The following is a 23,509-nucleotide window of genomic DNA, read 5'->3' on the forward strand; positions in this document are numbered from 1 at the left end:
GATGCCGCCGCGCTCCTCCCTCCCCCTTGCGCTCACGCAGGGGGATCCGGCTGGCATAGGCCCCGACATTACGCTCGCCGCCTGGCTGCGCCGCGGCGAGCTTGATCTGCCTCCCTTCCTGTTTCTCGGCGACGCCGGCATTCTTGCCGCGCGTGCTTCGCAGCTCGGCTTGACGGTGCCCCTGAAGGTGGCAGATCCGGCGACCGCCTGCGACATCTTCCGGAATGCGCTGCCCGTCCTGCCGATCGAGGCCGGAATGGACATCATCGCCGGCGAACCGCATGTCGCCACCGCCAAGGGCACGATCGCAGCCATAGAAATGGCCGTGTCGCTGAGCATGAGCGGCCAGACCTCCGCTGTCGTCACCAATCCGATTGCCAAATCGGTGCTCTATGACGCCGGCTTCGGCTTTCCAGGCCATACGGAATTCCTTGCGGATCTCGCGACGCGCGCGACCGGAAAACCGGTCATGCCTGTCATGCTGCTTGCCGGTCCCAAGCTTCGAGCCATTCCCGTCACCATCCATATTCCCCTGAAGGATGTGCCGCAGGCACTGACCTGCGAGCTGATCGTCGAGACCTGCCGGATCACCGACCATGACCTGCGCCACCGCTTCGGTATTTCCAAGCCACGCCTTGCGGTTGCCGGTCTCAATCCGCATGCCGGCGAAAATGGCGCGCTCGGCAAGGAAGACGATGAGATCGTCCGTCCCGCGATCGATATCCTTCGCGGCGAGGACATCGATGCCTTCGGCCCCCTGCCTGCCGACACGATGTTCCACGACGAGGCCCGGCGGCGCTATGATGTTGCTGTCTGCATGTATCACGATCAAGCACTGATCCCGGCCAAGGCGCTCGGCTTCGACGATTCCGTCAATGTCACGCTTGGCCTGCCCTTCGTCCGCACGTCCCCCGACCACGGCACGGCATTCGGTATCGCCGGCAAGGGCATTGCCAAGGAAGACAGCCTCGTCGCAGCCCTCAGATTGGCGAGCGAAATCAGTGGCAAGACCGGAAACGTTCGCTGATGGCCGCACTGGATGGTTTGCCGCCCCTTCGCGATGTGATCCAACGTCATGGCCTCGACGCGCGCAAGGCGCTCGGCCAGAATTTTCTTCTCGATCTCAATCTGACGCAGAAGGTCGCCAGAACGGCGGGCTCGCTGGAAGGCGTAACCGTCTTCGAAGTCGGTCCCGGACCGGGCGGCTTGACGCGCGCCATCCTGGCGCTCGGCGCTGCCAAGGTCATCGCCGTCGAGCGCGATGCGCGCTGCCTGCCGGCACTGGCGGAAATCTCAGATCACTATCCCGGCCGGCTCGAGGTCATCGAGGGCGATGCGCTGAAGACCGATTTTGCGGCTCTTGCACCGGAAGGACCGGTCAGGATCATTGCCAACCTGCCTTATAACGTCGGTACCCAGCTTCTGGTCAATTGGCTTCTGCCGGCGCAATGGCCGCCCTTCTGGCAATCCCTGACCTTGATGTTTCAGAAGGAAGTCGGCCAACGGATCGTTGCGCGGGAAGATGACGACCACTATGGCCGGCTTGGCGTGCTCTGCGGCTGGCGGACGGAGGCTCGCATGGCCTTCGACGTGCCTCCACAGGCCTTCACGCCGCCGCCGAAGGTAACCTCCACTGTGGTGCATCTCACGCCGAGGGAGAACCCGATCCCATGCGATGTCGGCAAACTTGAAAAGATAACGCAGGCGGCCTTCGGCCAGCGCCGGAAGATGCTGCGCCAGAGCCTGAAGCCGATCGGCGGCGAGGCGCTTCTGCTGAAGGCGGAGATTGATCCGCAGCGCCGTGCCGAAACGCTTTCAGTCGAAGAATTCTGCCGATTGGCGAATTGCCTTTGATCGGATCAGAGCTTCTGATCGGGATCAGAGCTTCGGCGTTTCTTCCAGCAAGTCCCGAACGAAATCGAACATGCCATGCCGGCGGTCGCGGCGCAGGCGTTCGGCCTTGACGATCGACTGCACCGCGTCGAAGGCGACGTTCAGATCATCATTGACGATGACATAGTCATATTCGCGCCAGTGAGCGATCTCGGCGCGCGAATTGGCAAGACGCATGGCGATCACCTCTTCGGAATCTTCGGCGCGGCGATGCAGGCGCGACTGCAGTTCGGTCATCGTCGGCGGCAGCACGAAGATGGAGACGACATCGGCGGGCATTTTTTCCTGAAGCTGCTGGGCGCCTTGCCAATCGATATCGAAAAGCATGTCGCGGCCTTCGGCCATCGCCGTTTCCACCGGTTCACGCGGCGTACCATAGAAATTGCCGTGCACTTCGGCCCATTCCAGCAGCGAGTCGGAATCGCGAAGGCGCTCGAACTCACGCTGCGAGACGAAATGATAATGCACGCCTTCGATCTCGCTCGGCCGGCGCTGCCGCGTCGTGACGCTCACGGACAGACTGACCTGCTTATCCTTGTCGAGCAAGGTTCGCGCGATCGTCGACTTGCCCGCGCCGGATGGCGAGGAGATGGCAAGCATCAGCCCCCGACGGGCGATCGGAATGGATGTGGATGTCGCCGGCTTCATGGCCTACTCCAAATTCTGGACCTGTTCGCGGAACTGGTCGATAACCACCTTCAGCTCGATGCCGGCGGCAGTAACCGCCGCTGCATTCGACTTCGAACAGATAGTATTCGATTCCCGGTTAAATTCCTGTGCAAGAAAATCGAGCTTGCGGCCGACGGGACCGCCCTTGGAAATCAGATCGCGCGCGGCGGCCACATGCGCCTTCAGGCGATCGATTTCCTCGCGCAGGTCCGCCTTGGTCGCCAGAAGGGCGGCTTCGGCATGCAGCCTGTCGCGGTCGAGACCCGACGAGCCTTCCAATAGCATCGAAACCTGTGTCGCCAGTCTCGCGGCAATCTCCTGCGGCGATCGGGACGGATCGCGCTCGACGGTCGATGTCAGCGCCTCGATGGTAGTGACCTGGCCAAGCAGGACCTTGCCAAGCGCCTCACCTTCCCGCCGACGCATCTCACGCAGATCGCCAAGCGCGGCTTCAAGGCCCGCCATGATATCGGCATCGCGCGCGGCAAGCGCCTCTTCGTCTTCCACGGCCTCCTTGAACTCCACGAGACCGCGCACGGTCATCAGGCTCTCCAGCCGCAGCGGCGCGGGATCGACGATGCCGGCAAGCTGATCGCGCAGCGCCAGAACCGCAGTCAACGCTTCCTGGTTTACCACGACCTCGACGCGGCTCTCCTCGACCGACAGTGACAGGCTGACCTGCAGGTTGCCGCGGGAAAGCCGGTCGGCGATCGACTTGCGGATATCGGCCTCCAGACGCTCGAGGCCTGGCGGCAGGCGCAGACGGATATCCAGCCCCTTGCCGTTCACGGAGCGCAGCTCCCATGCCCAGCGGCCACGGCCACTGGTTCCTTCACGCCGGGCAAAGCCGGTCATGGACTGCAATTCCATGCAAGCCTCCGATAGTTCCTATCCCCAATCACCGAAGATCTTCGTATTGTGGGTCGATGTAAAATGAATCCGCACCATGCTTCTTATGGAGGCTGGGGCGCGGCAAAGATCAATTGGTCTTTTTCTTCTGCTGGGCACCCGAGCCGGGCGCGACCGCAGCGTCGTCCGGCTGACCGTCCACGGCAATGGTGCTCGGGTCTTCGCCCTTTTCGGCAACGAGCTTGCGCCAGCGCCGGACATTGGCATTGTGCTCATCCAGCGTGGCGGCGAAGACATGGCCGCCGGAGCCATCGGCCACGAAATAGAGATCCTGCGACTTCCAAGGGTTGGCGACGGCTTCCAGAGCATCCTTGCCCGGATTTGCGATCGGCGTCGGCGGCAGGCCCTTGATGAGGTAGGTGTTGTAAGGTGTGTCCTTCTTCAGATCGGACTGATAGATGGGACGATCGGACGGCTTTCCTTCACCACCGAAAAGACCGTAGATGACGGTCGGATCCGACTGCAGGCGCATCCCCTTGCCGAGGCGGTTCAGGAAGACGGAGGCGACATGGGCGCGCTCATCCGCAAGGCCGGTCTCCTTCTCCACGATAGAGGCGAGCGTTACGAAATCCTGCTTGCTTGCCAGCTGCACGCTTGCGTCGCGCTTTTCCCAGACCTGGTCGACCAGCTTCACCTGCGCTGCCGCCATCTGCTGGATGATTTCCGCGCGCTTCGTGCCGCGCGTGAACTTATAGGTATCCGGCCTCAGGCTGCCTTCCGGCGGCAGGGCCGACGGCAGATCGCCCTCCAGCACGACATCGGCCTGCAGCTTGTTAAACATCTGCCGCACGGTCAATCCCTCCGGCAAAGTCACCGAATAGAGGATCGACTTGCCCGACTTCAGCAGCTCCATGATGTCCTTCATGGAGGCGCCGGCCTTGATCTCGTATTCGCCGGCGCGAAGGGTCTCGCCATCATGCAGATACGTGGCCGTCAGCCAACGGAAGATGCGCTCGTTGGTAATGATGTTGTTGGATTCCAGGCGATTGGCGATCTCGCTGAGACCGGCACCATTGCGCACGATGAAATTCGTATTGGTCGTCAGCGGACCGGGACTTTGATAGGCCGAAAACGCATAATAGGCACCTCCAACCGCGGCAACAGCGACGAAAACCGCCAGCGTCATCAGGAAATTCAGGAAGATGACCATCTGGCTGCGAGCCTTGCGCGAGCGCTTCGGCGGATCCGGAACACGCTCCGGACGCAGGGCTTCATTCGCCGATTTCGGGATAATCGGCCCTTTCTGCCCGTTCGGAGTTCCGTTGCTCTGGTTCGTATCGCTCACCGGCAATCCCTTCCTTTTTGTGATTGCCTGCTCTTTGGCCAAGCAATGCGGCAAAAAACAGGTTCAGAAGATAAGACGAAACCCGCCGGGTTCCGACTTCGACCGATCAGACATCGCCACGAGGCATCCGCGGTTTGCGGACACGGCAATATTCAAAGCGGGGCGCAGGCTTGCCGAAGATGCTCCCGCTTTGAATTTACGCGCCGTTATTATGCTTCATATCGGCGCAAGACAAGCGACGCATTCGTGCCGCCGAAACCAAAGGAGTTCGACAGCGCGACATTGATCTCGCGCTTGCGGGCCTTGTGCGGCACGAGATCGATAGCGGTCTCGCGTTCCGGATTATCCAGATTGAGCGTCGGCGGGGCAATATTGTCGCGAATGGCGAGCGTGGCGAAGATTGCTTCGATCGCGCCGGCTGCCCCGAGGAGATGGCCGGTCGCCGATTTGGTCGACGACATCGAGATCTTCGACGCGGCATTGCCGACCAGCCGTTCGACCGCGCCGAGTTCAATCGTATCGGCCATGGTCGACGTGCCGTGGGCATTGATGTAGTCGACATCGGCAGGGGTCAGACCGGCGCGCTTCAGAGCCGAAGTCATGCAGCGGAATGCGCCCTCGCCATCCTCGGACGGTGCGGTAATGTGATGGGCGTCACCGGAAAGACCGTAACCGACGACTTCGGCATAGATCTTGGCGCCGCGTGCCTTGGCGTGTTCCAATTCCTCGAGAACGACGATGCCGGCGCCCTCGCCCATGACGAAGCCGTCACGATCGCGATCATACGGGCGCGAGGCCTTCTGCGGCGTATCGTTGTACTCCGTCGACAGCGCCTTGCAGGCGGCAAAGCCTGCAAGCGAGATGCGGCAGACCGGAGCCTCGGCGCCGCCAGCGACCATCACGTCGGCATCGCCGAGCATGATCAGGCGAGCCGCATCGCCAATGGCGTGCGCACCGGTGGAGCATGCGGTGACGACGGCATGGTTCGGGCCGCGCAGCTTGTGGCGGATCGAGACCTGGCCGGAAACAAGATTGATGAGACGGCCGGGAATGAAGAACGGCGAGATGCGGCGCGGACCCTTGTCGCGCAGCGTATAGCCGGCTTCGACAATGCCTTCCAGGCCGCCGATCCCGGAGCCGATCATGACGCCCGTGGCGATCTGATCCTCATCCGTTGCCGGATGCCAATCGGCATCGGCCAGCGCCATATCAGCGGCTGCCATGCCATAGATGATGAAGGGATCGACCTTGCGCTGTTCCTTCGGCTCCATCCAATCGTCAGCGTTGAACGTGCCGTCGGTACCGTCGCCGACAGGAATGCGGCATGCGATCTTGGCCGCGAGGTCTTCGACCTCGAATTCAGTTACGAGGCGCGCCCCGTTATGTCCGGCGATCAAGCGCGACCAGGACACCTCCGTGCCACAGCCCAAAGGTGATACCATGCCGGTACCCGTGATAACGACACGTCTCATCTCCCGCAGACCCCCGTCTTTTTATGATGATATGCGTATAAGCCTGTTCCGACCGGCATAGCCGGACGAAATAGGGCGGACTCTTCAGCCCGCCCCTTCAAAAAGCGCGAAAGATTAGGCCTGGGCCTTCTCAATGAACTTTACCGCGTCACCGACCGTGAGGATCGAGTCAGCAGCGTCGTCGGGGATTTCAACGCCGAATTCTTCTTCGAAGGCCATGACCAGTTCGACGGTGTCGAGCGAGTCCGCACCCAGATCGTCGATGAAGCTTGCGCTTTCAACAACCTTGTCGGCGTCAACGCCAAGATGATCAACAACAATTTTCTTTACGCGTTCTGCGATATCGCTCATGTCGGTTTCCTCGACCTTATGTCCTGATGAGAATGCCTTGTGACATCCCTACCCTAATTCAAACCTGCAGCATCAGTCCTGACGCCGCTGGCAAACCCGTTCAACCCGGCATTGAGATCCGGTCCGGCGCCTTCAAAACGGCCCAGTCCGTCTGCATTTTCCGGACGACTGTTCACAGTCATGGCCCGCTTAACACGGTTTAAGTCCGTCGCAAAGCCAGAAAATAGCCGGCTCCGGGTTGCTCAACATGCTATTGGAGGGAAAGTTCCCTCCAATGAGCAATTCCTTTTAGATCATTGCCATGCCGCCGTTGACGTGGATCGTCTGGCCCGTGACGTAGCTGGCTTCAGAGGAGGCAAGATAGGCGACGGCCGAGGCGACTTCCTCACCGGTGCCCATGCGCCTCATGGGAATGGCGCCCATGATCGCTTCCTTCTGCTTGTCGTTCAGCTTGCCCGTCATCGCGCTTTCGATGAAGCCGGGGGCAACGCAGTTGACCGTGACGTTGCGGCTCGCGATTTCCTGCGCCAGTGACTTGGTGAAGCCGATCATGCCGGCCTTGGAGGCGCAGTAGTTCGCCTGTCCGGGATTACCGGTGACGCCGACGACGGAGGTGATGTTGATGATGCGGCCATAGCGGCGGCGCATCATCGGATGGGTCAGCTCGCGGGTCAGGCGGAAGACGGCGGTAAGATTGACTTCCAGCACGCTGTCCCAATCCTCGTCGCTCATGCGCACGAACAGACCGTCCTTGGTGATGCCGGCATTGTTGACGAGGATATCGACGCCGCTGAGCTCCTCTTCCGCCTTGACGCCGAGCGCCTTCACTTCGTCGCGATCCGAGAGGTTCGCCGGGAAGATCTTGACGCGATCACCGAGTTCGGAGGCCAGCGCCTCCAGCTTTTCGACGCGCGTTCCGTGCAGGCCGACGATTGCGCCCTGCTTGTGCAGGAGCCGGGCAATTTCTTCACCGATGCCGCCGGATGCGCCGGTTACCAGGGCCTTGCGGCCGGTCAAATCAAGCATGTGTGTCCCTCGTTTCCTAATCTATCAGCCGAGCAATGCGGCAAGCGCCGTGTCGATATCAGCGGCATTGTTGACGGCAATGCCGTTGACCGATTTATCTATACGACGAGCGAGGCCCGTCAGCACCTTGCCGGCGCCGATTTCATACAATGTCGTCACATTGTTGGCGGCGAACCATTCCACCGTCTCGCGCCAGCGCACCTGACCGGTGACTTGCTCAACAAGCAATTTGGCGATCTCGTCCGCATCAGTGACTGGAGCGGCCCGGACGTTGGCGATGACGGGCACCACCGGATTGGCCTTGGCGACGCCGGCAAGCGCCTCACGCATCGCTTCGGCGGCCGGGGCCATCAAGGCGGAATGGAAGGGCGCGGAGACCGGCAGGAGGATCGCGCGCTTGGCACCCTTGCCAGTCGCAAGCTCGGCGGCCTTCTCGACCGGTGCTTTCTCGCCGGAAATGACGATCTGGCCGCCGCCATTGTCGTTGGCGATCTGGCAGGCGCCGAGCGCGGAGGCTTCGGCACAGACGGCGACGACATCGGCATGTTCAAGCCCGATGATCGCGGCCATGGCACCGACGCCGACAGGAACTGCCGCCTGCATGGCGTTGCCGCGGATGCGCAGCAGACGCGCGGTATCGGCAAGCGAGAAGGTGCCTGCGGCACAGAGCGCGGAATATTCGCCGAGCGAATGGCCAGCGACATAGGCGACCTTGCTCTTCAGATCGAAGCCGCGGGCCTGCAGCACCCGGATGACGGCAAGCGACACCGCCATCAGTGCCGGCTGCGCATTGGCCGTCAGGGTCAGCTTGTCTTCCGGGCCGTTGAAGATGACGTCGGAGAGCTTTTCACCGAGCGCTTCATCGACTTCCTCGAAGACGGCGCGCGCCTCGGCGAAATTGTCGGCAAGGTCCTTGCCCATGCCGACGGCTTGGCTGCCCTGGCCGGGAAATGTGAAAGCAACAGTCATTATAAAGCGTCCTTTTGGGGGTCGTTTTGCTTCCCAATGACATTGTTTGCGCCGGAGTCAATAGTGCAAGCCCTTTCGCCAACGGCTTTTGCGCCTGCGAAACGCAATGATTTTTTCCTTGCGCTCGCTCAGATCGAGCCTAAATTTGCGCGACCTCATTCATTTTGACCTTCTTCCATCCCCAAGGTTTTCCCATGAAATATAAGAGATTAGGCCGCACCGATATTTCCGTTTCGCAGATTTGCCTGGGCACGATGACCTGGGGCACGCAGAACAGCGAAGCCGAAGCCCATGAGCAGATGGACTATGCCGTCGATAAGGGCATCAATTTCTTCGATACCGCCGAAATGTATCCGACGACACCGGTCGGGCCGGAAACCCAGGGGCGCACGGAAGAGTATATCGGCAGCTGGTTCGAGAAGACCGGCAAGCGTAGGGATATCGTGCTCGCCACAAAAGTCGCCGGCCCTGGCCGTGAGTATCTGCGCGGCGGACAGGGCGCCGACGCCGTCAATATCCGCGCGGCGATCGACGCCAGCCTGAAGCGGCTGAGGACTGATTATATCGACCTCTATCAGGTTCACTGGCCGAACCGCGGCCATTTCCATTTCCGCCAGAACTGGCGCTACAACCCCTTCAACCAGGATCGCGAGAAAGTCATCGCCGAGATCACCGAGATCCTGGAGACGATGGGCGAGCTCGTAAAGGCCGGCAAGGTCCGTGCCGTCGGTCTCTCGAACGAGACCACCTGGGGGATCCAGAAATATCTGACGATTGCCGAGCAGAAGGGCCTGCCGCGCGTCGCCACCACGCAGAACGAATACAACCTCCTCTACCGCCATTTCGACCTCGATCTGGCTGAACTGTCGCATCACGAAGATGTCGGCCTGCTCGCCTATTCGCCGCTCGCCGGAGGTATCCTCACCGGCAAATATGTCGGCGGTGCCCGCCCGGCCGGCTCGCGCGGCTCGATTAATCTCGATATCGGCGGCCGCCTGCAGCCGCTGCAGGAACCGCCGGTTAAGGCGTATCTTGAAATCGCCGCCAAATACGGTATCGACCCGTCGAAGCTGGCGCTGGCCTACTGCCTCACCAAGCCCTTCATGGCTTCCGTCATCATCGGCGCGACGACGATGGCGCAGCTCGAAACCGATATTGCTTCAGCTTATGTGACGCTGCCGGAAGAGGCATTGGCCGAGATCGAGCAGGTGCACCGGAAATATCCGATGCCGATGTGAGGAGCGTGCTGGTCGGATTCAAAATGGGTAAGCGGGCAAGTTTGCCCGTTTATTCGGCCGTCGTGGTGGAAGCTCTGCAGCAGATTTCGCGAACGTAGTTGTTACCATAAGTAACGAAGGCGGTCGGAGGGATGGTTTTGGTATTAACCAAAGGCTGAAATACAAGGGAATTAACAGCTCCCTCGTACGTCCCAACAATCGTGACGGCATAACTCCCCTGTACGGTTAAGTGAACTGCCATTGGAATAAATGACTGCTTGGCCAAAACCATTGCGGGCTCTAAAGATTTTTCAGTGGTTATTTCAATGTATTGCCTCCCAAGCTGTTTTTCTTCAAATTCACGCACCCATACCGACGTTTGGGGCATATAGCCGGTTTTTTTGCCGATCAACACGCGATACCAGTCGCCGGTGCTCTTGATAATCTGTAACTCGCTTCCATTCGCAAAAGCCGCAATCGTCTTGGAGCGGATATCCCGCCCGGCTTTTAATAGAGCCGAACCACTATCATCTTGAACAATGCCGTTTCTTGGGACAGGAACTTGCAGAAGCGGTGGCTTTTTGCTCAGCGTCTTTGACGTTATGCGTCCATCAGCAATCGGTGCCTGAGCTTTACCAGACGACGATTCGACCTCAGATTCATGAACTTCTTGAAACGAGACCGTCGTAACTCGAAACCGTGTCATTTCGCTCGATGACAGATAACGAATATCATTGCTGTCGTATTTTAGGGCAAGTTGCAGCAAACTAGGATCGACGCCCATTTCGTTCATATAGGAAATCACATCGGCGGTTTGCTGTTGAACGGCCGCAACGGCATCTTCGACATTCATTCCACTCGTATCGCTGAACGAGGATTTATGAACACCAATCGCACCCGGCTCGGCATAACGGGTAACCCCGCCAAGAAATGACAAGGAACAAGCCGAGGCGCATTCCGAGCCCCGGGCAGCCACGGTTTGAAGGCCTAAAGACCGGATCAGACGGCCAAACTCCATGGCCTTGTATACGTTTCCGCCGCCACTGAAGAAACTAACGGAAAACGCATGGCTGGAAAGAACTTCATTGCGAAATAAGGCCAAGTCATCGTCAGCTTCGAACTGACCGCTCACCATGATAAACTTGGAACCATCTTTCAAGCTATGCGCTTCGTAGCTTAATCTCGCTGCTGCATCTTGAGCGAGAAGGATGAGGCCCAAAGCAAGACCTGCCAAAGCAAAGTTTTTTCGCATTACTTTCACAACTCAGCCCCCAAATATCAGCCAGGTCATGAATTCCACAGGTCCCATCATTTCACAAGTCATGATTGCAGCGCATGTTTCAAGAGTTGCCCGGTTCCAAGGCCGACATGGAACGGGCCCCAATATCGCTAGGAATGTCCTGCCGACTGCCGCAAGCAACTATTGCTTCGTCTTCGGCGCAATCGCCAATTCGGAACCATAAGCCTCCTTCAATTCTTCCTGCCCTTTCACACGGTCCACAGACTTATGAAGCAGGATCGAGCGATAGCCTTCCGAACTCCGCCCTTCGATCAAGGTGACATCGGCGTTTCCTGGATTGTCCGAGCGCTCGAACCAATCGACCGGATAATGCAGGAAGTTCATCTCGAAGGCCCGGTTGGTGACGCCGTGGCCGACGATGATGACATTGTTCCTGCCGTTTTCGGCATCATGCATGACGGTCTGCAGAAACAAGCGAACGCGCTGGGCGACATCGGCACGGCTCTCGCCATCCGGCGGACGCGCATAGAACTTGCCGTTGTTATTGCGCAGTCTTGCCCATTTCTCGAACTCGTCGGGAAATTTCCGCCTCTGTTCGGCATGGTCGTAGATTTCGGTGAAGAGCCCGAAATCCTGCTCGCGCAGGAGATAATCCTCTCTGGTATCCCCGATGAGTTCGGCAGGCAGAACCTCAAGCAGGGCATCCTTGCTCTGCCGCGTCCTCAGGAAGGGAGAATACCAGACGTTCAGCCTGCGCAAATTCGGCTGGTGGCAGCCCTTTCAGATAGGCTGATATCGCCTGGCCTGCCTGCAGCACCTGCCGATGCCCCCACTCGGTCAGCGGAACATTGTGATCGCCGAACTGCCGATAGGCCCGGTCATCGATATTGCCGAGGGATTCGCCGTGCCGAACGAGAAAAATGCGCATGAACCGTCCCCGTTGCTGCAATTGGCATCCTATCATATGGGAGAGTGCGGCGGGTGCAACGCTGCGGCGACGGGAGCTCGCGATTTGTCCCGAGCATCGACGCCGCTTACAGGCAAAACGGCATAATTTCGCCCCTACCCTTGCCTTTCGAAGAAAAATCCGTATAAGCCGCCCTGTTCGCAACCCGGTCTTCTGGCTGGTGGCTGAACGGAGGGCCGGTTTCCGATAAGGGAATCGTTCGGAACGGAAGCGTTCCAGCCTCCCGTGTCTCCGCTCTCGACCGTCTCGGAAACGCTTTTCTTGCTTGGGTTTACCCTCTCAGGAGCAGTCGTTGAGGCTTAGCCGCCGAATATCGGGTTCAGACCAACGCAAGAAAGGCAAAGCTATCCATGGCGCTTTACGAACATGTATTCCTTGCCCGGCAGGATATTTCCGCTCAGCAGGTCGACGCCCTCGTAGAACAGTACAAGGGTGTCATCGAAGCTCACGGCGGTAAAGTCGGGCGTATCGAGAACTGGGGCCTCAAGTCCCTCACCTACCGCATCAAGAAGAACCGCAAGGCTCACTACGCCCTGATGGACATCGATGCTCCGGCCGCTGCGATCCAGGAAATGGAACGCCAGATGCGCATCAGCGAAGACGTTCTGCGTTACATGACGATCGCTGTCGAGAAGCACGAAGACGGCCCGTCGGCCATGATGCAGAAGCGCGACCGTGACGATCGTCCGCGCCGCGATGGCGACCGCCCGGAGCGCAGCTTCGGCGATCGTGGTCCGCGCCCGGATCGTGGTGACCGCGAAGACCGTCCGCGCCGTCCGCGCGAAGACCGCGTATAAGGAGATTTGAGAATGTCTGAAGTTTCCTCCGCACCCGTCCGCCGTCCGTTCCATCGCCGCCGCAAGACCTGCCCGTTCTCGGGCGCCAATGCGCCGCGCATCGACTACAAGGACGTTCGTCTCCTGCAGCGCTACATTTCCGAGCGCGGCAAGATCGTTCCGTCCCGCATCACGGCCGTTTCCCAGAAGAAGCAGCGCGAACTCGCCCAGGCGATCAAGCGCGCCCGTTTCCTCGGCCTGCTGCCCTACGTCGTCGCTTAATAGCGCCTGACGCAGAATGAATTTGAGGGAAGGCAGCGATGCCTTCCCTTCTCCCTTTCGCGATGGGCGCGGATCGGAACCTTGAAACCCCATGTTGGGGATAAGCTTTCAGGCCCGCGTGGCGAAGGCATCCTCTAACTGCTCGATACGAAGCAGGACAGCGACGTGAAAAAGTTGAACGCAAAAGAGCTTGGCATCGGCGCGCTCGCCGGTCTGACCGCCGCCCTACTCGTGTATGGCGCGACGGTGCAGCCATTGCTGTTCATCCTGTTCGGCGCACTTTCCGCTCTTCCGATCCTGATCGTCGGCCTTGGCTGGGGCAACATGGCCGTCATCGCTGCCGTCGTCGTTGCCGGGCTTGTCGGCACGATCGCGCAGTCGGTCTATTTCGGACTGTTCGTCGTCCTGTTGACGCTGATCCCCGCTTGGCTCAGCCATCTCGCCAATCTGGCGCGTCCCGCCTCCGAACTTGGAGGACCGGATAATCTGATGGCCTGGTATCCGCTCTCCGACATCATGCTGCACCTGTGCGGCCTCGCCGCCGTCGTCATCATCGTCGCCGGCGCGGTCATGGGCTACAACGCCGATCTCGTCGGCCAGGTCGTCGATCTCTACGTCAGGGCCGTGAACGAACAGCAGCCGGCGTTGCCGCTCGATCCCATAGCGATCCAGAAGACCAAGAGTCTCATGCTCTACGCGATCCCCGTCGCCTGGGGCATGATCTGGGTCATGATGCTGCTCGCCGCCTATTATGTCGCGACCCGCATCGTCGCGGCCTCCAGCCGCAATCTGCGCCCGCGCGAGGATATTCCCTCGGCGCTGCGCATGAACCGCAATGCGATCTTCGTCTTTCTCGTGGCGATCGTCGCCATCTTCTTCGGCGGCGTCCTGGCCCTCATCGCCGCCGCCGTTCTCGGTGCCTTCGGCGCGGGCTTCATCGTTTCCGGCTTTGCATCGTTGCATTACCGGACGCGCGGCAAGGACTGGCGCATACCCGTGCTGGTCATCTGCTACCTGATGTCCTTCCTGCTGACGCTGCCGCTCTTCATCGTTCTCGTTCTCGGCCTTTACGATATCCGCAAGGCGATATCGCTGACCCCGAACAAGAATGCCGATATATCCAAACAAGACACGAAAATCTGACATCGAAAGGAACAAGAAAATGGAAGTCATTCTTCTCGAACGCATCTCCAAGCTCGGCCAGATGGGCGAAACCGTCAAGGTTCGCGATGGCTTTGCCCGTAACTATCTGCTGCCGCTCGGCAAGGCGCTGCGCGCCAACGCCGCCAACAAGGCTCGTTTCGAAGCCGAGCGCGCCACGCTCGAAGCCCGTAACCTCGAGCGCAAGAGCGAAGCTCAGAAGGTTGCCGACGTTCTCGCCGGCAAGTCCTTCATCGTCGTTCGCTCGGCTGGCGAAACCGGCCAGCTCTACGGTTCGGTCGCTGCCCGTGACGTCGTCGAAATCCTCGCTGCAGAAGGCTTCAACATCGGCCGCAGCCAGGTTCACATGAACACGCCGATCAAGGCCATCGGCCTGCACAATGTCACGATCGGACTTCACGCCGAAGTCGAAATCACGATCGAGCTCAACGTTGCCCGCTCCGCCGAAGAAGCAGAGCGTCAGGCCAAGGGCGAAACCCTCACCTCCGCCGACGCCATCTACGGCGTTGACGAAGACGCGCTGCGTCCGGAAGACTTCTTCGATCCGGAAGCTGACCGCGACGGCGAAGACGAAGCTTGATCTTCAAGCCTTCGCAGGATTGCGTATGAAGAAGCCTGGGTCTTGCGGCCCAGGCTGTTTTGTTGGTCGAAACGTATGGGCCATCCTCGCCCTTCGAGACTTCGCGCCTCAAGGTGAGGATGGAGCGCGCTACAGTATAAGGCTCAGCGCAATATGCCGCCCTGCACAGGACAAAGCGTGATATTCAGTCACCGTTCCTGGGCTCCGGCAACGGAGCGGAATCCTTGTCGATCGAAACGACGACGGACATGCCGGGCGCCAGCTGATCCGCCAGAGGCTGTCCATCCTCGATCTTGACCCTGACGCCGATACGCTGGGCGACCTTGGTGAAATTGCCCGTCGCGTTGTCTGGCTTGATGACGGCAAATTCGGAGCCCGCTGCCGGAGAGAAGCGCTGGATGCGGCCTTTGATCTCGCGATGCCCGAGCGCATCCACGGAGATCGTGGCGGGCTGATCGAGCTTCATGCCGTCAAGCTGCGTTTCCTTGAAATTTGCGATAACCCAGACGTCCTTCGGCACGAGGTTCATCAGCTGCGTGCCAGGCGTCACATACTGGCCGAGGCGGACGCCGACTTCGCCGACGCGGCCATCCTGCGGCGCCCTGATCGTCGTATTGTCCAGATCGATACCGGCAAGCTGCACGGCAGCCTCCGCACCGCTGACACCGGCTTCGAGCGACGCACGGTTGACAATGATCGTCGTCAGGTTCTGCTGGGAGACGTCGAGGCCTGCTTTCGCCTGGTTGAGCGAAGCCTGGGCCTGCTGCAATGTGGCCTGTGCCTGCTCGGAATCGCTTGTCGTCGAGACACCTCTGGAAACCAATGTCGTGACGCGATCGAAGGCAAGCTGGGCGCGCTTCAGGGCTGCGTTGGCGCTGTCGATCTGCGCCTGGCTTGAAACGATGCCGGCCTTGGCGGCCTGCTCCTGCTGCTGCGAATTGGCGAGTGCCGCCTTCTGTCCGTCCAGCGTTGCGCGCGCCTGCGCCACCTTCTGCTTGTAGATGCGGTCGTCGATCTGGGCGAGCACATCGCCCTCCTTGACGAGCTTGTAGTCCTTGATCGGCACGTCGGTGATATAGCCGCTGACCTGCGGGCTGATGGTGGTGACATAGCCTTTGACATAGGCGTCGTCCGTGGTCTCGACCGCGGTTTTGAACGGCGGCAGATGCCAGGCATAAAGCACCAGCATGACGCCGCCGATGCCGGCGAGAACCGCGATGACTTCGATGGGGGAGCGAACGAGCCTCGACATGGAGCTATTTCATATCCTCATGGGTTGGATGTCACGGCCTCAGCCCGATCGTCGGCCAGGCGAGCCCTGATGAAGCGGAAAAAGACATGGATTGAGAGGCCGGCAAGCGACAGGAAGGCGATTACGGCGGCAGTGAAGAAGGCGTCTCCATAGGCGAGCATGTTGGCCTCGCGGCTGACCTGTGCGCCGAGCAGCGCTACCCCCTCTCCCTTCAGAAGCATGCTGTCACCAATGACTTTGCCATAGGAGGATGAAAGCTGGCTGACGCGTGCAGCCACATGCGGATCGGTCAGCAGCACGCGCTCGGTCAACACCGCGGAATGGAACTTCTCGCGAATGATGATCAGCGTGCCGTAGAAGGCCGAGCCGATGAGGCCGCCGATGCTCTGCGTGAAGGTGAAGACGACGAAGAAGGTCACCAGATAGGGCGGTCCCTTGGATATAGCCTCCTTGAAGCCTTGCGACATGGAGGGCGGCAGGAACAGGGCCGCGCCGCCCGCGACCAGCGCCTGACTGAAATACATCTGCTCGGGCCGCGTGAGGTTCGTCACCTGCGAATCCATCAGAGAACCCACGCCCATCAGAATGAGGGCGACGAACTGGATCTGCCAGCTGAAGCCATAGCTCATGAACACGGTGCAGATGAGGCCGCCGATGATCGAGAAGGCGAGGATGATCCAGTACAGAATGGAGAGCTGATCGTAGAGCAGCCCGACGGCATTCTGATAGAAGGTCATGATGACCGAGGTCTGCTCGGCGGCAATGATGCGGAAGACCAGAAGGATCGCCGTCAGATGGAGAATTTCCGGCCGCAGCAGCCAGCGAACGTCGATCAAAGGCGTCGACCGCCTCAGTTCGACGACGATGGCGACGGTCAGTGACGTGATGGCAATCGCCAAGACGACCCCGAGCCATGGCACCTCCAGCCACCAATAGAGGCGCCCGACCGACAGGGCGACGGCAAGACAGCCGAAACCGATCGCCACGAGAAGATAGCTGAAGATATCGCCCAGCACGATGACCTTGACGCGCGGCGGCGGTGTCAGCGGCAGCAGATAAATGATCGGCATGACAAGCAGCGCCAGCGCCATCTCAAGCGTATAGAGGCCGCGCCATTCGCCATAATCCAGCAGCGAGGGCGACACGAGGCGGGTGATGGGAGCGGCAAGCAGCGTGTTCATCATCGCCAGGCTGACTCCGATCGTCATCTTCTTGGCCGGCTCGAAGGCCTCCAGCATATAAAGGAAGCCGAGCGTCGAGAGCGGCGCGCCGGCAATCCCGCTCAGGAAGCGGACGACGATCGCCGAATGCAGGTCGGAGACGAAGAGATTGAGCAGCGAGGCGAGCACGAAGCCGAGAATGCTGACCTCGGCGAAATTGCGCACGCCATACTGAAGGCGGATCTTTACGAGCGCGATGGCGAGGCTGACATTCGGCGCCATATAGGCAGCAGAAAGCCATGCGGATTCGGTGGTGGTCGCCGCGATGGTTCCCTGGATCTGCGTAAGGTTGGCAAAGGCGAGATTGAGACCCAGGCCCTGGGTCAGAAAGAACATGACGGATGCCGCAATGTAGAGCGGCACTTTCCAGCCCGGCATAGGCGGCGGAGCGGGCGGGACGGCGTTGGCTTCCGCTTTGGCGACCAGGCCCGGATCCCCGCTCATGCATTACCTCATGATTTACCGATATTCTGAAGATTGGCAGTCATGGCACGGATAACCTTGAGCGCCATGCCGACATCGTCGTCCGAAATCCCCTCCAAGATATCCGCGCGCACACTGGTGGCAAGAGCCTCGACCTCGGCGGCAACGACTTTTCCGGATTCCGTCATGAAGATCTGCTTGGCGCGGCGATCGGATACCGCGGCACGGCGCTCGATGAAGTTCTGCGCCTCCATGGCATCGAGGATGCGCACGAGCGTCGGCGTTTCAAGCTCCAGCTCGTCGGCAAGTTCCCGTTGGTTGATGCCGTCCCGGCGGGAGAGTTTGCGAAAAACCCTGGCGCGGGAAAGAGTCATGCCGCGCTCGCGAACGAGCGCGTCAAAGGCCGCCCTCAGCTTGCGATTGAACGCAAAAAGGTCGTCGAAAAGCTCTTGTCTTGATGGCGCACCGGACATTATTGCAACTTTATACTATTAGCATCCTACCCTAATTAATAGGGAATAACCGGATTTCCATAGCTTTTCAAGCATGATAGCCGCAACGATTGATGTACACGGCGAAAGACCCAGCTAAAATATCCCCACTGATGGTTTGCTTACGTGATTCGTGTGTCGATCATTGCGTTGCAAAATGGCGACAAAGGATTTTTTACGTGGCGGAAACTTGTCCCTGTGGACGAGTGGAACAACGTTGATAGGTCGAACCTATTTATCTCCCTTGGCGCGCCGGCAAGCTTTGCTTGGTTGACCATGACACCGGATCGTCGCAAACCAGTCGACACCCTAAAGTACGAAGAGATGGAAAATGAACGAAGCTGCGCGCAAGCTCGCCGCCATTGCTCCCGCCGACCAGCACTATCGCGAAGCGCCCAACAACATAGAGGCGGAACAGGCTCTTCTCGGCGCCATCCTCGTCAATAACGATGCCTATTACCGCGTCTCCGACTTTCTGAAGCCCATCCATCTTTACGAGCCGCTGCACCGGAAGATCTTCGAGGTCGCCGGCGACATCATCCGCATGGGCAAGACAGCCAACCCTGTCACCATCAAGAACTTCCTGCCGGCGGAGGAAAAGGTTGGCGACATGACGGTCGCGCAATATCTCGCGCGTCTCGCCGTCGAAGCCGTGTCGATCATCAATGCGGAAGACTATGGCCGCGCCATCTACGACCTGGCACTGCGCCGGGCGCTGATCACCATCGGCGAAGACATGGTCAATATCGCCTATGACGCGCCGCTCGACATGCCGCCGCAGACGCAGATTGAGGATACCGAGCGCCGATTGTTCGAGCTCGCAGAAAACGGCCGCTACGACGGCGGCTTCCAGTCGTTCAATGATGCTGTGGCACTGGCGATCGACATGGCGGCCGTTGCCAAGGAGCGTGACGGCGGCCTCTCCGGCATCTCCACGGGCATCCACTCGCTCGACAGCAAGATGGGCGGCCTCCAGCGCTCCGACTTGATCATCCTTGCAGGCCGCCCTGGCATGGGTAAGACCTCGCTTGCCACCAACATCGCCTATAATATTGCCGCCGCCTACGAGGGCGAGGTGCAGCCTGATGGCTCGATGAAGGCGAAGAACGGCGGTGTCGTCGGCTTCTACTCGCTGGAAATGTCATCGGAACAGCTTGCCACGCGTATCATCTCCGAGCAGACGGAAGTCTCCTCATCGAAGATCCGCCGCGGCGACATCAACGATGCCGATTTCGAAAAGCTGGTGGCCTGCTCGATGATGATGCAGAAGGTGCCGCTCTATATCGACCAGACGGGTGGTATCTCCATCGCCCAGCTTGCGGCCCGCGCGCGTCGCCTGAAACGCCAGCGCGGCCTTGACGTTCTGGTCGTCGACTACGTACAGCTTATGACCGGTTCGAAGAAGTCGGGCGAGAACCGCGTTCAGGAAATCACCGAAATCACCACGGGCCTGAAGGCGCTCGGCAAGGAGCTCAACGTTCCGATCGTGGCACTCTCCCAGCTCTCGCGTGCGGTCGAAAGCCGCGATGACAAGCGGCCGCAGCTTTCGGACCTTCGCGAATCCGGCTCAATCGAGCAGGACGCCGACGTGGTGCTCTTCGTGTTCCGCGAGGAATATTACGTGAAAAACCAGGAGCCCCGCGATCCGAACGATCCGAAATATGCGGAATGGGAAGCGCTGTTCGACCGCGTGAAGGGCACGGCCGATGTCATCATCGCCAAGCAGCGTCACGGACCGACGGGCACGGTGAAGCTCGCCTTCCAGTCGGAATTCACCCGATTTGCCGACCTCGCCGACCCGTCCTTCACGCAGTATGAAGAACATTGACGCTCGCCGCGTCAATGTTCCGCCAGGATGAGGACCGCTTCGCACTTTTGCCGGAAAGGCTTCAGAGTCCCGCAGCCCGCAGCAAAGCCACCGTCGCAACGCCGACAACAACGCTTGCCAGCATCGGCAAGCGGCGGGAGACGATGGCGGTGGCGGCGCAGGCCAGCGCCTCCGCCCAGCCGGTAGCAAAAGCTGTCGGGGCAATGACAGCCATCAGCACGGCCGGTGGAATGGCTTCGATTGTGGTTCGCCTGCGCTCGTCAATCCTAACGTAGCGAATCAAGACGAGACCGCCAACACGGGTGAAGATCGTTGCAGCAGCCATGGCGAGGATGGCAAGCAGCGTGTTGAGATCGAGCGTCATGCCGTCTGCTCCCGCGTCTTGCTTTTCCAGAAAGCCACTGCCAGTCCCGCCAGCGCGCCGGCAGCAATATGCCAGACACCAGGCACGAACTGGTGGACTGCAACGGCTGCAATTCCGCTTGCGGCAAGCACAGCGCCGGTTTCCGGTCCTTTCCAGAAGCCCATGACCAGCACGATGAAGACGGCCGGAAAGGCGAAGTCGAGACCGATGACGGCGGGATCGCCGAGAAAGGCGCCAAGCAAGGCACCCGCAAGCGACGAGCCGATCCATGCCAAGTAGAAGGGCGTGACGATGCCCGCATACCAGGCGGGCGTGAGCCGCATCGTGCCCGCGCGGAATTCCGCCATGGCCCAAATCTCATCGGCGAGAAACAGCATGGCGAGATAGCGCTTGATGCCGGAGAAAGACTGCATCTTCGTGCCGATCGAAGCGCTCATCAGCAGATGCCTGACATTGACGAGCAGGGCCGCAAAGCCGACGCCGATCCAGCTTGCGGGATGTGTCCAGATATCCATCGCCACGAATTGCGAGCCGCCAGCGAAGACCAGCGCGCTCATCAGCATGGCCTCCAACGGCGAAAGCCCCTTGGTCGCCGAAATCGCGCCGAACACGAGGCCGATCGGCAGGACGGCGACGATCAGCGGAAAAATGGCACGCATCCCGGCTTTGAATTCGCCGGCCGGCCGGCTCTGCTGCAACATTGGCAACCTCCACTTCAACAATGATGGAGAGGTAGCCGACGGCAGCGGGCGCTGTATTGAACGAAAGTGATCAGAGTTCCATCCGGAATCCGCAATGTGTTTTCAATATCCGCAGAGAAGCGAAAATGCGCTATGTTCCTATTTCCCAGCGCATTCCGGACGGAAAACCGCTGCGCACTTTTCCTGGAAATGCGCTAGCCGACGCGGAACTGGCCCGGAGTGACGCCGGTGCGCGATTTGAAGTGGCGCGTGAAATGCGCCTGATCGGCGAAACCGCATTCCATGGCGACATCGGCCGGCATGCGGCCTTCCCTGAGCAATCGGCGGGCAACGATTATGCGCCGGTCGGTCAGAAAGGCATGCGGCGTAATATGATACTCCCTGCGGAAAGCGCGGATCAAATGTGCGCGGCTTAGCCCCGCAACCTTGGCCAACTCCTCCAATCCGACATCGCCGTCGAAATTCTCAGTGAGATAATCGCGGGCACGCGCGACGGCGCTACGCTCCTTGGTATCGACGGGAAGGACGATCGTGCTGCCGTAGCGCGCAAAGAGCGCCGCCAGCACCGAGAACATGCCTTCATCGGATTCCAGCGCGCCGGCGCCACTCTCGAGTGTGCGATGCGCCTTGTGGAAGGCGCTGGCAAGCTGCGGATCGCGCAACAACGAACTGGCGAAAGAGGGCGTCGCATTGAAGGCTTTGCCCGTGACGTCTTCCAGAATATCGACGAAAAGGTTCGTGTCCGGGTAGATCATACGGTAGCGATAGCCTTCGCCGCCCGGAACGCCGTCATGCACTACTCCAGGATTGATCATATAGAGATCGCCCGGTCCAGCTTCTTCCCGACTGCCGAGCAGCGTGGTGATCTGGCTGCCTCTTTCAATCGTCCCGATGCTGAAGGTGTCGTGCGCATGCGGCGCATATTCATGCGTCACGAAGCTTGCGCTCAGGCATTCCATGTCGTGAAAGCGACCGTCTCGCCAGAAGCGAGTCGATTCCACCTTGGCAAGCGGCATGGCGTCAGCCGCCTCTTTCTGTGAAACGTTCTGCATCCCCGAAGATTAGCGCGCCGGCTCCCGCGCGTCTTGAACAAAAGTGATCGCATGTGGGAAAGGCTGGTATCTGCCCGTGCGCGCTTTCTCTTTGCCACGATGCTCTCTAAAGTGCCCTGAACAACTTCCCTTTCAGCGCGGCGATTCATGACAGATTTTTCCCTCCCCTTCGAAGACGACGATGCTTTCGCTTCCGCCGGCCTGCGTCTGACGGTCGATCTCGGCGCCCTCGTCGAAAACTGGCGCGAACTGGCTCGCCGTTCGGGGAAAGCCCGCACGTCAGCCGTCGTCAAGGCAGATGCTTACGGGCTCGGGATCGAGGATGTCGGTGAAACGCTTTATGGTGCTGGGGCGCGCGATTTCTTCGTTGCCACCGCCGACGAAGGCGCGACACTGCGGCTCTATGCGCCTGAGGCGCGCATCTTCGTTCTGAGCGGCATCTGGCCGGGCATGGAGCGTCGGTTTTTCGAGAATGACCTGGTACCCGTCATCGCGTCGGAGGAGCAACTGACCTTCTGGATGGCGGTTCTGTCAGACTATGGCGATTATCCCTGCGCGCTGCAGGTCGACACCGGCTTCAACCGGCTCGGCCTGCCGATGAACGATGCGATCGCGCTTGCCGATGACGTTTCCCGTCCGGCAAGCTTCGCGCCAGTGCTTGTCATGAGCCACCTCGCCTGCGGCGACGATCCGTCCAATGCGATGAACAGGCAGCAGCTCGAGGCCTTCCGCAAGGTCAGTGTCGCCTTCGAAGGGATCGAGGCGAGCCTTGCCAATTCGGCAGGCATCTTCCTTGGGACCGACTATCATTTCGATCTCACCCGTCCCGGCATCGCCACCTATGGCGGCGAGGCGGTTCCCGACATGGCCAATCCGATGCGTCCGGTAGCGACGGCGGAGGCGCGGATCATCCAGACCCGCTCGGTCAGGTCGGGCGAAACCGTAGGCTACGGCCGCGCACTGCAATTGACCCGCGACAGCCGGCTGGCGATCGTCTCGGCAGGCTACGCCGACGGCTACATGCGCAGCCAGTCGAGCGCGGGCGTGCCGCTGCGCCAGACCGGCATCCCAGGCGGTCATGGCTTCATCGCCGGCCATAAGGTGCCCGTTGCCGGCCGCATCACCATGGACCTGACCATCTTCGATGTCACCGACCTGCCGGGAAACCTGGTCAGAGCCGGTGACTATGTCGAGCTTTTCGGCAGCAACATCTCGGTCGATGAGGCCGCCAAGGCTGCGGGCACCATCGGCTACGAGATGCTGACCAGCATGGGGCTGCGGCACGAGCGCCGGTATATCTCGGAAGAGGCCGAGGAATAGCCCTGCTACTCCTCAGAATATTTAGAGCGTGATGCCGAAAAGTGTATGCGGTTTTCGGACG

General features: G+C 60.0%; 23 protein-coding genes and 1 pseudogene. 9 read left to right on the forward strand and 15 right to left on the reverse strand.

What is annotated here, in order from left to right; all coding sequences use genetic code 11:
- Position 1: 1 nt before the first annotated feature.
- Positions 2-1,027 (forward strand): 4-hydroxythreonine-4-phosphate dehydrogenase PdxA, encoded by a 1,026-nt coding sequence (pdxA, locus tag FHT84_RS15230; RefSeq protein ID WP_169644857.1) that lies wholly within the window; start codon positions 2-4, stop codon positions 1,025-1,027.
- Positions 1,027-1,854 (forward strand): 16S rRNA (adenine(1518)-N(6)/adenine(1519)-N(6))-dimethyltransferase RsmA, encoded by an 828-nt coding sequence (gene rsmA, locus FHT84_RS15235; protein ID WP_113250681.1) that lies wholly within the window; start codon positions 1,027-1,029, stop codon positions 1,852-1,854. Before pdxA ends, rsmA begins: the two co-directional genes overlap by 1 nt.
- Before the next feature lie 24 nt (positions 1,855-1,878).
- On the opposite strand, the gene gmk is transcribed toward rsmA, so the two are convergent.
- The 7 genes from gmk to fabD form a co-directional block, all read right to left on the reverse strand.
- Positions 1,879-2,541, reverse strand: a complete 663-nt coding sequence (gene gmk, locus FHT84_RS15240; protein ID WP_015339363.1) for a guanylate kinase — start codon at positions 2,539-2,541, stop codon at positions 1,879-1,881.
- A gap of 3 nt (positions 2,542-2,544) precedes the next feature.
- Positions 2,545-3,432, reverse strand: a complete 888-nt coding sequence (locus FHT84_RS15245; RefSeq protein ID WP_112342740.1) for a YicC/YloC family endoribonuclease — start codon at positions 3,430-3,432, stop codon at positions 2,545-2,547.
- A 109-nt stretch (positions 3,433-3,541) separates the two neighbouring features.
- The gene (gene mltG / locus FHT84_RS15250) at positions 3,542-4,756 is read right to left on the reverse strand and encodes an endolytic transglycosylase MltG (RefSeq protein ID WP_113250682.1); all 1,215 of its coding nucleotides are present in this window, start codon (positions 4,754-4,756) and stop codon (positions 3,542-3,544) included.
- A 209-nt stretch (positions 4,757-4,965) separates the two neighbouring features.
- Positions 4,966-6,228 (reverse strand): beta-ketoacyl-ACP synthase II, encoded by a 1,263-nt coding sequence (gene fabF, locus FHT84_RS15255; protein ID WP_112342738.1) that lies wholly within the window; start codon positions 6,226-6,228, stop codon positions 4,966-4,968.
- A gap of 114 nt (positions 6,229-6,342) precedes the next feature.
- On the reverse strand, positions 6,343-6,579 hold the full coding sequence (locus FHT84_RS15260) for an acyl carrier protein (RefSeq protein ID WP_004122114.1): 237 nt from the start codon (positions 6,577-6,579) through the stop codon (positions 6,343-6,345).
- 288 nt (positions 6,580-6,867) lie between these two features.
- Positions 6,868-7,605, reverse strand: coding sequence for a 3-oxoacyl-[acyl-carrier-protein] reductase (fabG, locus tag FHT84_RS15265; protein WP_113250683.1), 738 nt, complete (start codon positions 7,603-7,605; stop codon positions 6,868-6,870).
- Between the two features lie 24 nt (positions 7,606-7,629).
- Positions 7,630-8,574, reverse strand: coding sequence for an ACP S-malonyltransferase (gene fabD / locus FHT84_RS15270; protein WP_183763157.1), 945 nt, complete (start codon positions 8,572-8,574; stop codon positions 7,630-7,632).
- Positions 8,575-8,768: 194 nt separating this feature from the next.
- Between fabD and FHT84_RS15275 the strand changes: the two genes are divergently transcribed.
- Positions 8,769-9,812, forward strand: coding sequence for an aldo/keto reductase (locus tag FHT84_RS15275; RefSeq protein ID WP_112342769.1), 1,044 nt, complete (start codon positions 8,769-8,771; stop codon positions 9,810-9,812).
- A 49-nt stretch (positions 9,813-9,861) separates the two neighbouring features.
- On the opposite strand, the gene FHT84_RS15280 is transcribed toward FHT84_RS15275, so the two are convergent.
- Together FHT84_RS15280 and FHT84_RS15285 are read right to left on the reverse strand one after the other, a co-directional pair.
- Positions 9,862-11,043, reverse strand: a complete 1,182-nt coding sequence (locus FHT84_RS15280) for a hypothetical protein (protein WP_183763154.1) — start codon at positions 11,041-11,043, stop codon at positions 9,862-9,864.
- A 168-nt stretch (positions 11,044-11,211) separates the two neighbouring features.
- Positions 11,212-11,959, reverse strand: a pseudogene (locus tag FHT84_RS15285) (phosphoglycerate mutase family protein).
- A 389-nt stretch (positions 11,960-12,348) separates the two neighbouring features.
- On the opposite strand from FHT84_RS15285, the gene rpsF reads away from it, so the two are divergent.
- The 4 genes from rpsF to rplI all read left to right on the forward strand — a co-directional run bounded on the left by rpsF (position 12,349) and on the right by rplI (position 14,797).
- Entirely contained in the window at positions 12,349-12,795 is a 447-nt protein-coding gene (gene rpsF / locus FHT84_RS15290) for a 30S ribosomal protein S6 (RefSeq protein ID WP_015339354.1), read from the forward strand.
- A gap of 12 nt (positions 12,796-12,807) precedes the next feature.
- Positions 12,808-13,056, forward strand: coding sequence for a 30S ribosomal protein S18 (rpsR, locus tag FHT84_RS15295; protein WP_004122103.1), 249 nt, complete (start codon positions 12,808-12,810; stop codon positions 13,054-13,056).
- A gap of 165 nt (positions 13,057-13,221) precedes the next feature.
- Entirely contained in the window at positions 13,222-14,199 is a 978-nt protein-coding gene (locus FHT84_RS15300) for a DUF2232 domain-containing protein (protein ID WP_112342734.1), read from the forward strand.
- Between the two features lie 19 nt (positions 14,200-14,218).
- The gene (rplI, locus tag FHT84_RS15305; protein ID WP_112342733.1) at positions 14,219-14,797 is read left to right on the forward strand and encodes a 50S ribosomal protein L9; all 579 of its coding nucleotides are present in this window, start codon (positions 14,219-14,221) and stop codon (positions 14,795-14,797) included.
- Between the two features lie 184 nt (positions 14,798-14,981).
- Here rplI and FHT84_RS15310 read toward each other — a convergent pair whose 3' ends face one another.
- Genes FHT84_RS15310 through FHT84_RS15320 form a run of 3 tightly spaced genes read right to left on the reverse strand, consistent with a single transcriptional unit; the run spans position 14,982 to position 18,165 of the window.
- Positions 14,982-16,049, reverse strand: coding sequence for an HlyD family secretion protein (locus FHT84_RS15310; protein WP_113250685.1), 1,068 nt, complete (start codon positions 16,047-16,049; stop codon positions 14,982-14,984).
- Positions 16,050-16,066: 17 nt separating this feature from the next.
- Positions 16,067-17,713: an MFS transporter gene (locus FHT84_RS15315; RefSeq protein WP_113250686.1), complete on the reverse strand. Its 1,647-nt coding sequence runs from the start codon at positions 17,711-17,713 to the stop codon at positions 16,067-16,069.
- An 8-nt stretch (positions 17,714-17,721) separates the two neighbouring features.
- Positions 17,722-18,165: a MarR family transcriptional regulator gene (locus tag FHT84_RS15320; RefSeq protein ID WP_112342730.1), complete on the reverse strand. Its 444-nt coding sequence runs from the start codon at positions 18,163-18,165 to the stop codon at positions 17,722-17,724.
- A 349-nt stretch (positions 18,166-18,514) separates the two neighbouring features.
- Between FHT84_RS15320 and FHT84_RS15325 the strand changes: the two genes are divergently transcribed.
- Complete coding sequence (locus FHT84_RS15325) at positions 18,515-20,011, forward strand: replicative DNA helicase (protein WP_112342729.1); 1,497 nt, start codon at positions 18,515-18,517, stop codon at positions 20,009-20,011.
- Positions 20,012-20,072: 61 nt separating this feature from the next.
- Here FHT84_RS15325 and FHT84_RS15330 read toward each other — a convergent pair whose 3' ends face one another.
- From FHT84_RS15330 to FHT84_RS15340, 3 genes are all read right to left on the reverse strand, one after another.
- Positions 20,073-20,375 carry an AzlD domain-containing protein gene (locus FHT84_RS15330; protein WP_113250687.1) on the reverse strand — a complete coding sequence of 101 codons (303 nt, stop codon included), beginning with the start codon at positions 20,373-20,375 and terminating at the stop codon, positions 20,073-20,075.
- Positions 20,372-21,076, reverse strand: coding sequence for an AzlC family ABC transporter permease (locus tag FHT84_RS15335; protein ID WP_113250688.1), 705 nt, complete (start codon positions 21,074-21,076; stop codon positions 20,372-20,374). The genes FHT84_RS15330 and FHT84_RS15335 overlap by 4 nt, the downstream gene beginning before the upstream one ends.
- A gap of 194 nt (positions 21,077-21,270) precedes the next feature.
- Positions 21,271-22,092, reverse strand: a complete 822-nt coding sequence (locus FHT84_RS15340) for an AraC family transcriptional regulator (RefSeq protein WP_113250764.1) — start codon at positions 22,090-22,092, stop codon at positions 21,271-21,273.
- 183 nt (positions 22,093-22,275) lie between these two features.
- Between FHT84_RS15340 and alr the strand changes: the two genes are divergently transcribed.
- A complete protein-coding gene (gene alr / locus FHT84_RS15345; protein ID WP_113250689.1) occupies positions 22,276-23,448 on the forward strand; it encodes an alanine racemase in 1,173 nt (390 codons plus the stop codon).
- Positions 23,449-23,509: the final 61 nt, after the last annotated feature.

Source organism: Rhizobium sp. BK289 (genome assembly GCF_014193575.1).
Taxonomy (GTDB): domain Bacteria; phylum Pseudomonadota; class Alphaproteobacteria; order Rhizobiales; family Rhizobiaceae; genus Rhizobium; species Rhizobium tropici_C.

Bases quoted from the DNA above. Each gene is read 5' to 3' on its own strand.
- pdxA (WP_169644857.1), top strand. From the start codon at position 2: ATGCCGCCGCGCTCCTCCCTCCCCCTTGCGCTCACGCAGGGGGATCCG.
- rsmA (WP_113250681.1), top strand. From the start codon at position 1,027: ATGGCCGCACTGGATGGTTTGCCGCCCCTTCGCGATGTGATCCAACGT.
- gmk (WP_015339363.1), bottom strand. From the start codon at position 2,541: ATGAAGCCGGCGACATCCACATCCATTCCGATCGCCCGTCGGGGGCTG.
- FHT84_RS15245 (WP_112342740.1), bottom strand. From the start codon at position 3,432: ATGGAATTGCAGTCCATGACCGGCTTTGCCCGGCGTGAAGGAACCAGT.
- fabF (WP_112342738.1), bottom strand. From the start codon at position 6,228: ATGAGACGTGTCGTTATCACGGGTACCGGCATGGTATCACCTTTGGGC.
- FHT84_RS15260 (WP_004122114.1), bottom strand. From the start codon at position 6,579: ATGAGCGATATCGCAGAACGCGTAAAGAAAATTGTTGTTGATCATCTT.
- fabG (WP_113250683.1), bottom strand. From the start codon at position 7,605: ATGCTTGATTTGACCGGCCGCAAGGCCCTGGTAACCGGCGCATCCGGC.
- fabD (WP_183763157.1), bottom strand. From the start codon at position 8,574: ATGACTGTTGCTTTCACATTTCCCGGCCAGGGCAGCCAAGCCGTCGGC.
- FHT84_RS15275 (WP_112342769.1), top strand. From the start codon at position 8,769: ATGAAATATAAGAGATTAGGCCGCACCGATATTTCCGTTTCGCAGATT.
- FHT84_RS15280 (WP_183763154.1), bottom strand. From the start codon at position 11,043: ATGCGAAAAAACTTTGCTTTGGCAGGTCTTGCTTTGGGCCTCATCCTT.
- rpsF (WP_015339354.1), top strand. From the start codon at position 12,349: ATGGCGCTTTACGAACATGTATTCCTTGCCCGGCAGGATATTTCCGCT.
- rpsR (WP_004122103.1), top strand. From the start codon at position 12,808: ATGTCTGAAGTTTCCTCCGCACCCGTCCGCCGTCCGTTCCATCGCCGC.
- rplI (WP_112342733.1), top strand. From the start codon at position 14,219: ATGGAAGTCATTCTTCTCGAACGCATCTCCAAGCTCGGCCAGATGGGC.
- FHT84_RS15310 (WP_113250685.1), bottom strand. From the start codon at position 16,049: ATGTCGAGGCTCGTTCGCTCCCCCATCGAAGTCATCGCGGTTCTCGCC.
- FHT84_RS15315 (WP_113250686.1), bottom strand. From the start codon at position 17,713: ATGAGCGGGGATCCGGGCCTGGTCGCCAAAGCGGAAGCCAACGCCGTC.
- FHT84_RS15320 (WP_112342730.1), bottom strand. From the start codon at position 18,165: ATGTCCGGTGCGCCATCAAGACAAGAGCTTTTCGACGACCTTTTTGCG.
- FHT84_RS15325 (WP_112342729.1), top strand. From the start codon at position 18,515: ATGAACGAAGCTGCGCGCAAGCTCGCCGCCATTGCTCCCGCCGACCAG.
- FHT84_RS15330 (WP_113250687.1), bottom strand. From the start codon at position 20,375: ATGACGCTCGATCTCAACACGCTGCTTGCCATCCTCGCCATGGCTGCT.
- FHT84_RS15335 (WP_113250688.1), bottom strand. From the start codon at position 21,076: ATGTTGCAGCAGAGCCGGCCGGCCGGCGAATTCAAAGCCGGGATGCGT.
- FHT84_RS15340 (WP_113250764.1), bottom strand. From the start codon at position 22,092: ATGCCGCTTGCCAAGGTGGAATCGACTCGCTTCTGGCGAGACGGTCGC.
- alr (WP_113250689.1), top strand. From the start codon at position 22,276: ATGACAGATTTTTCCCTCCCCTTCGAAGACGACGATGCTTTCGCTTCC.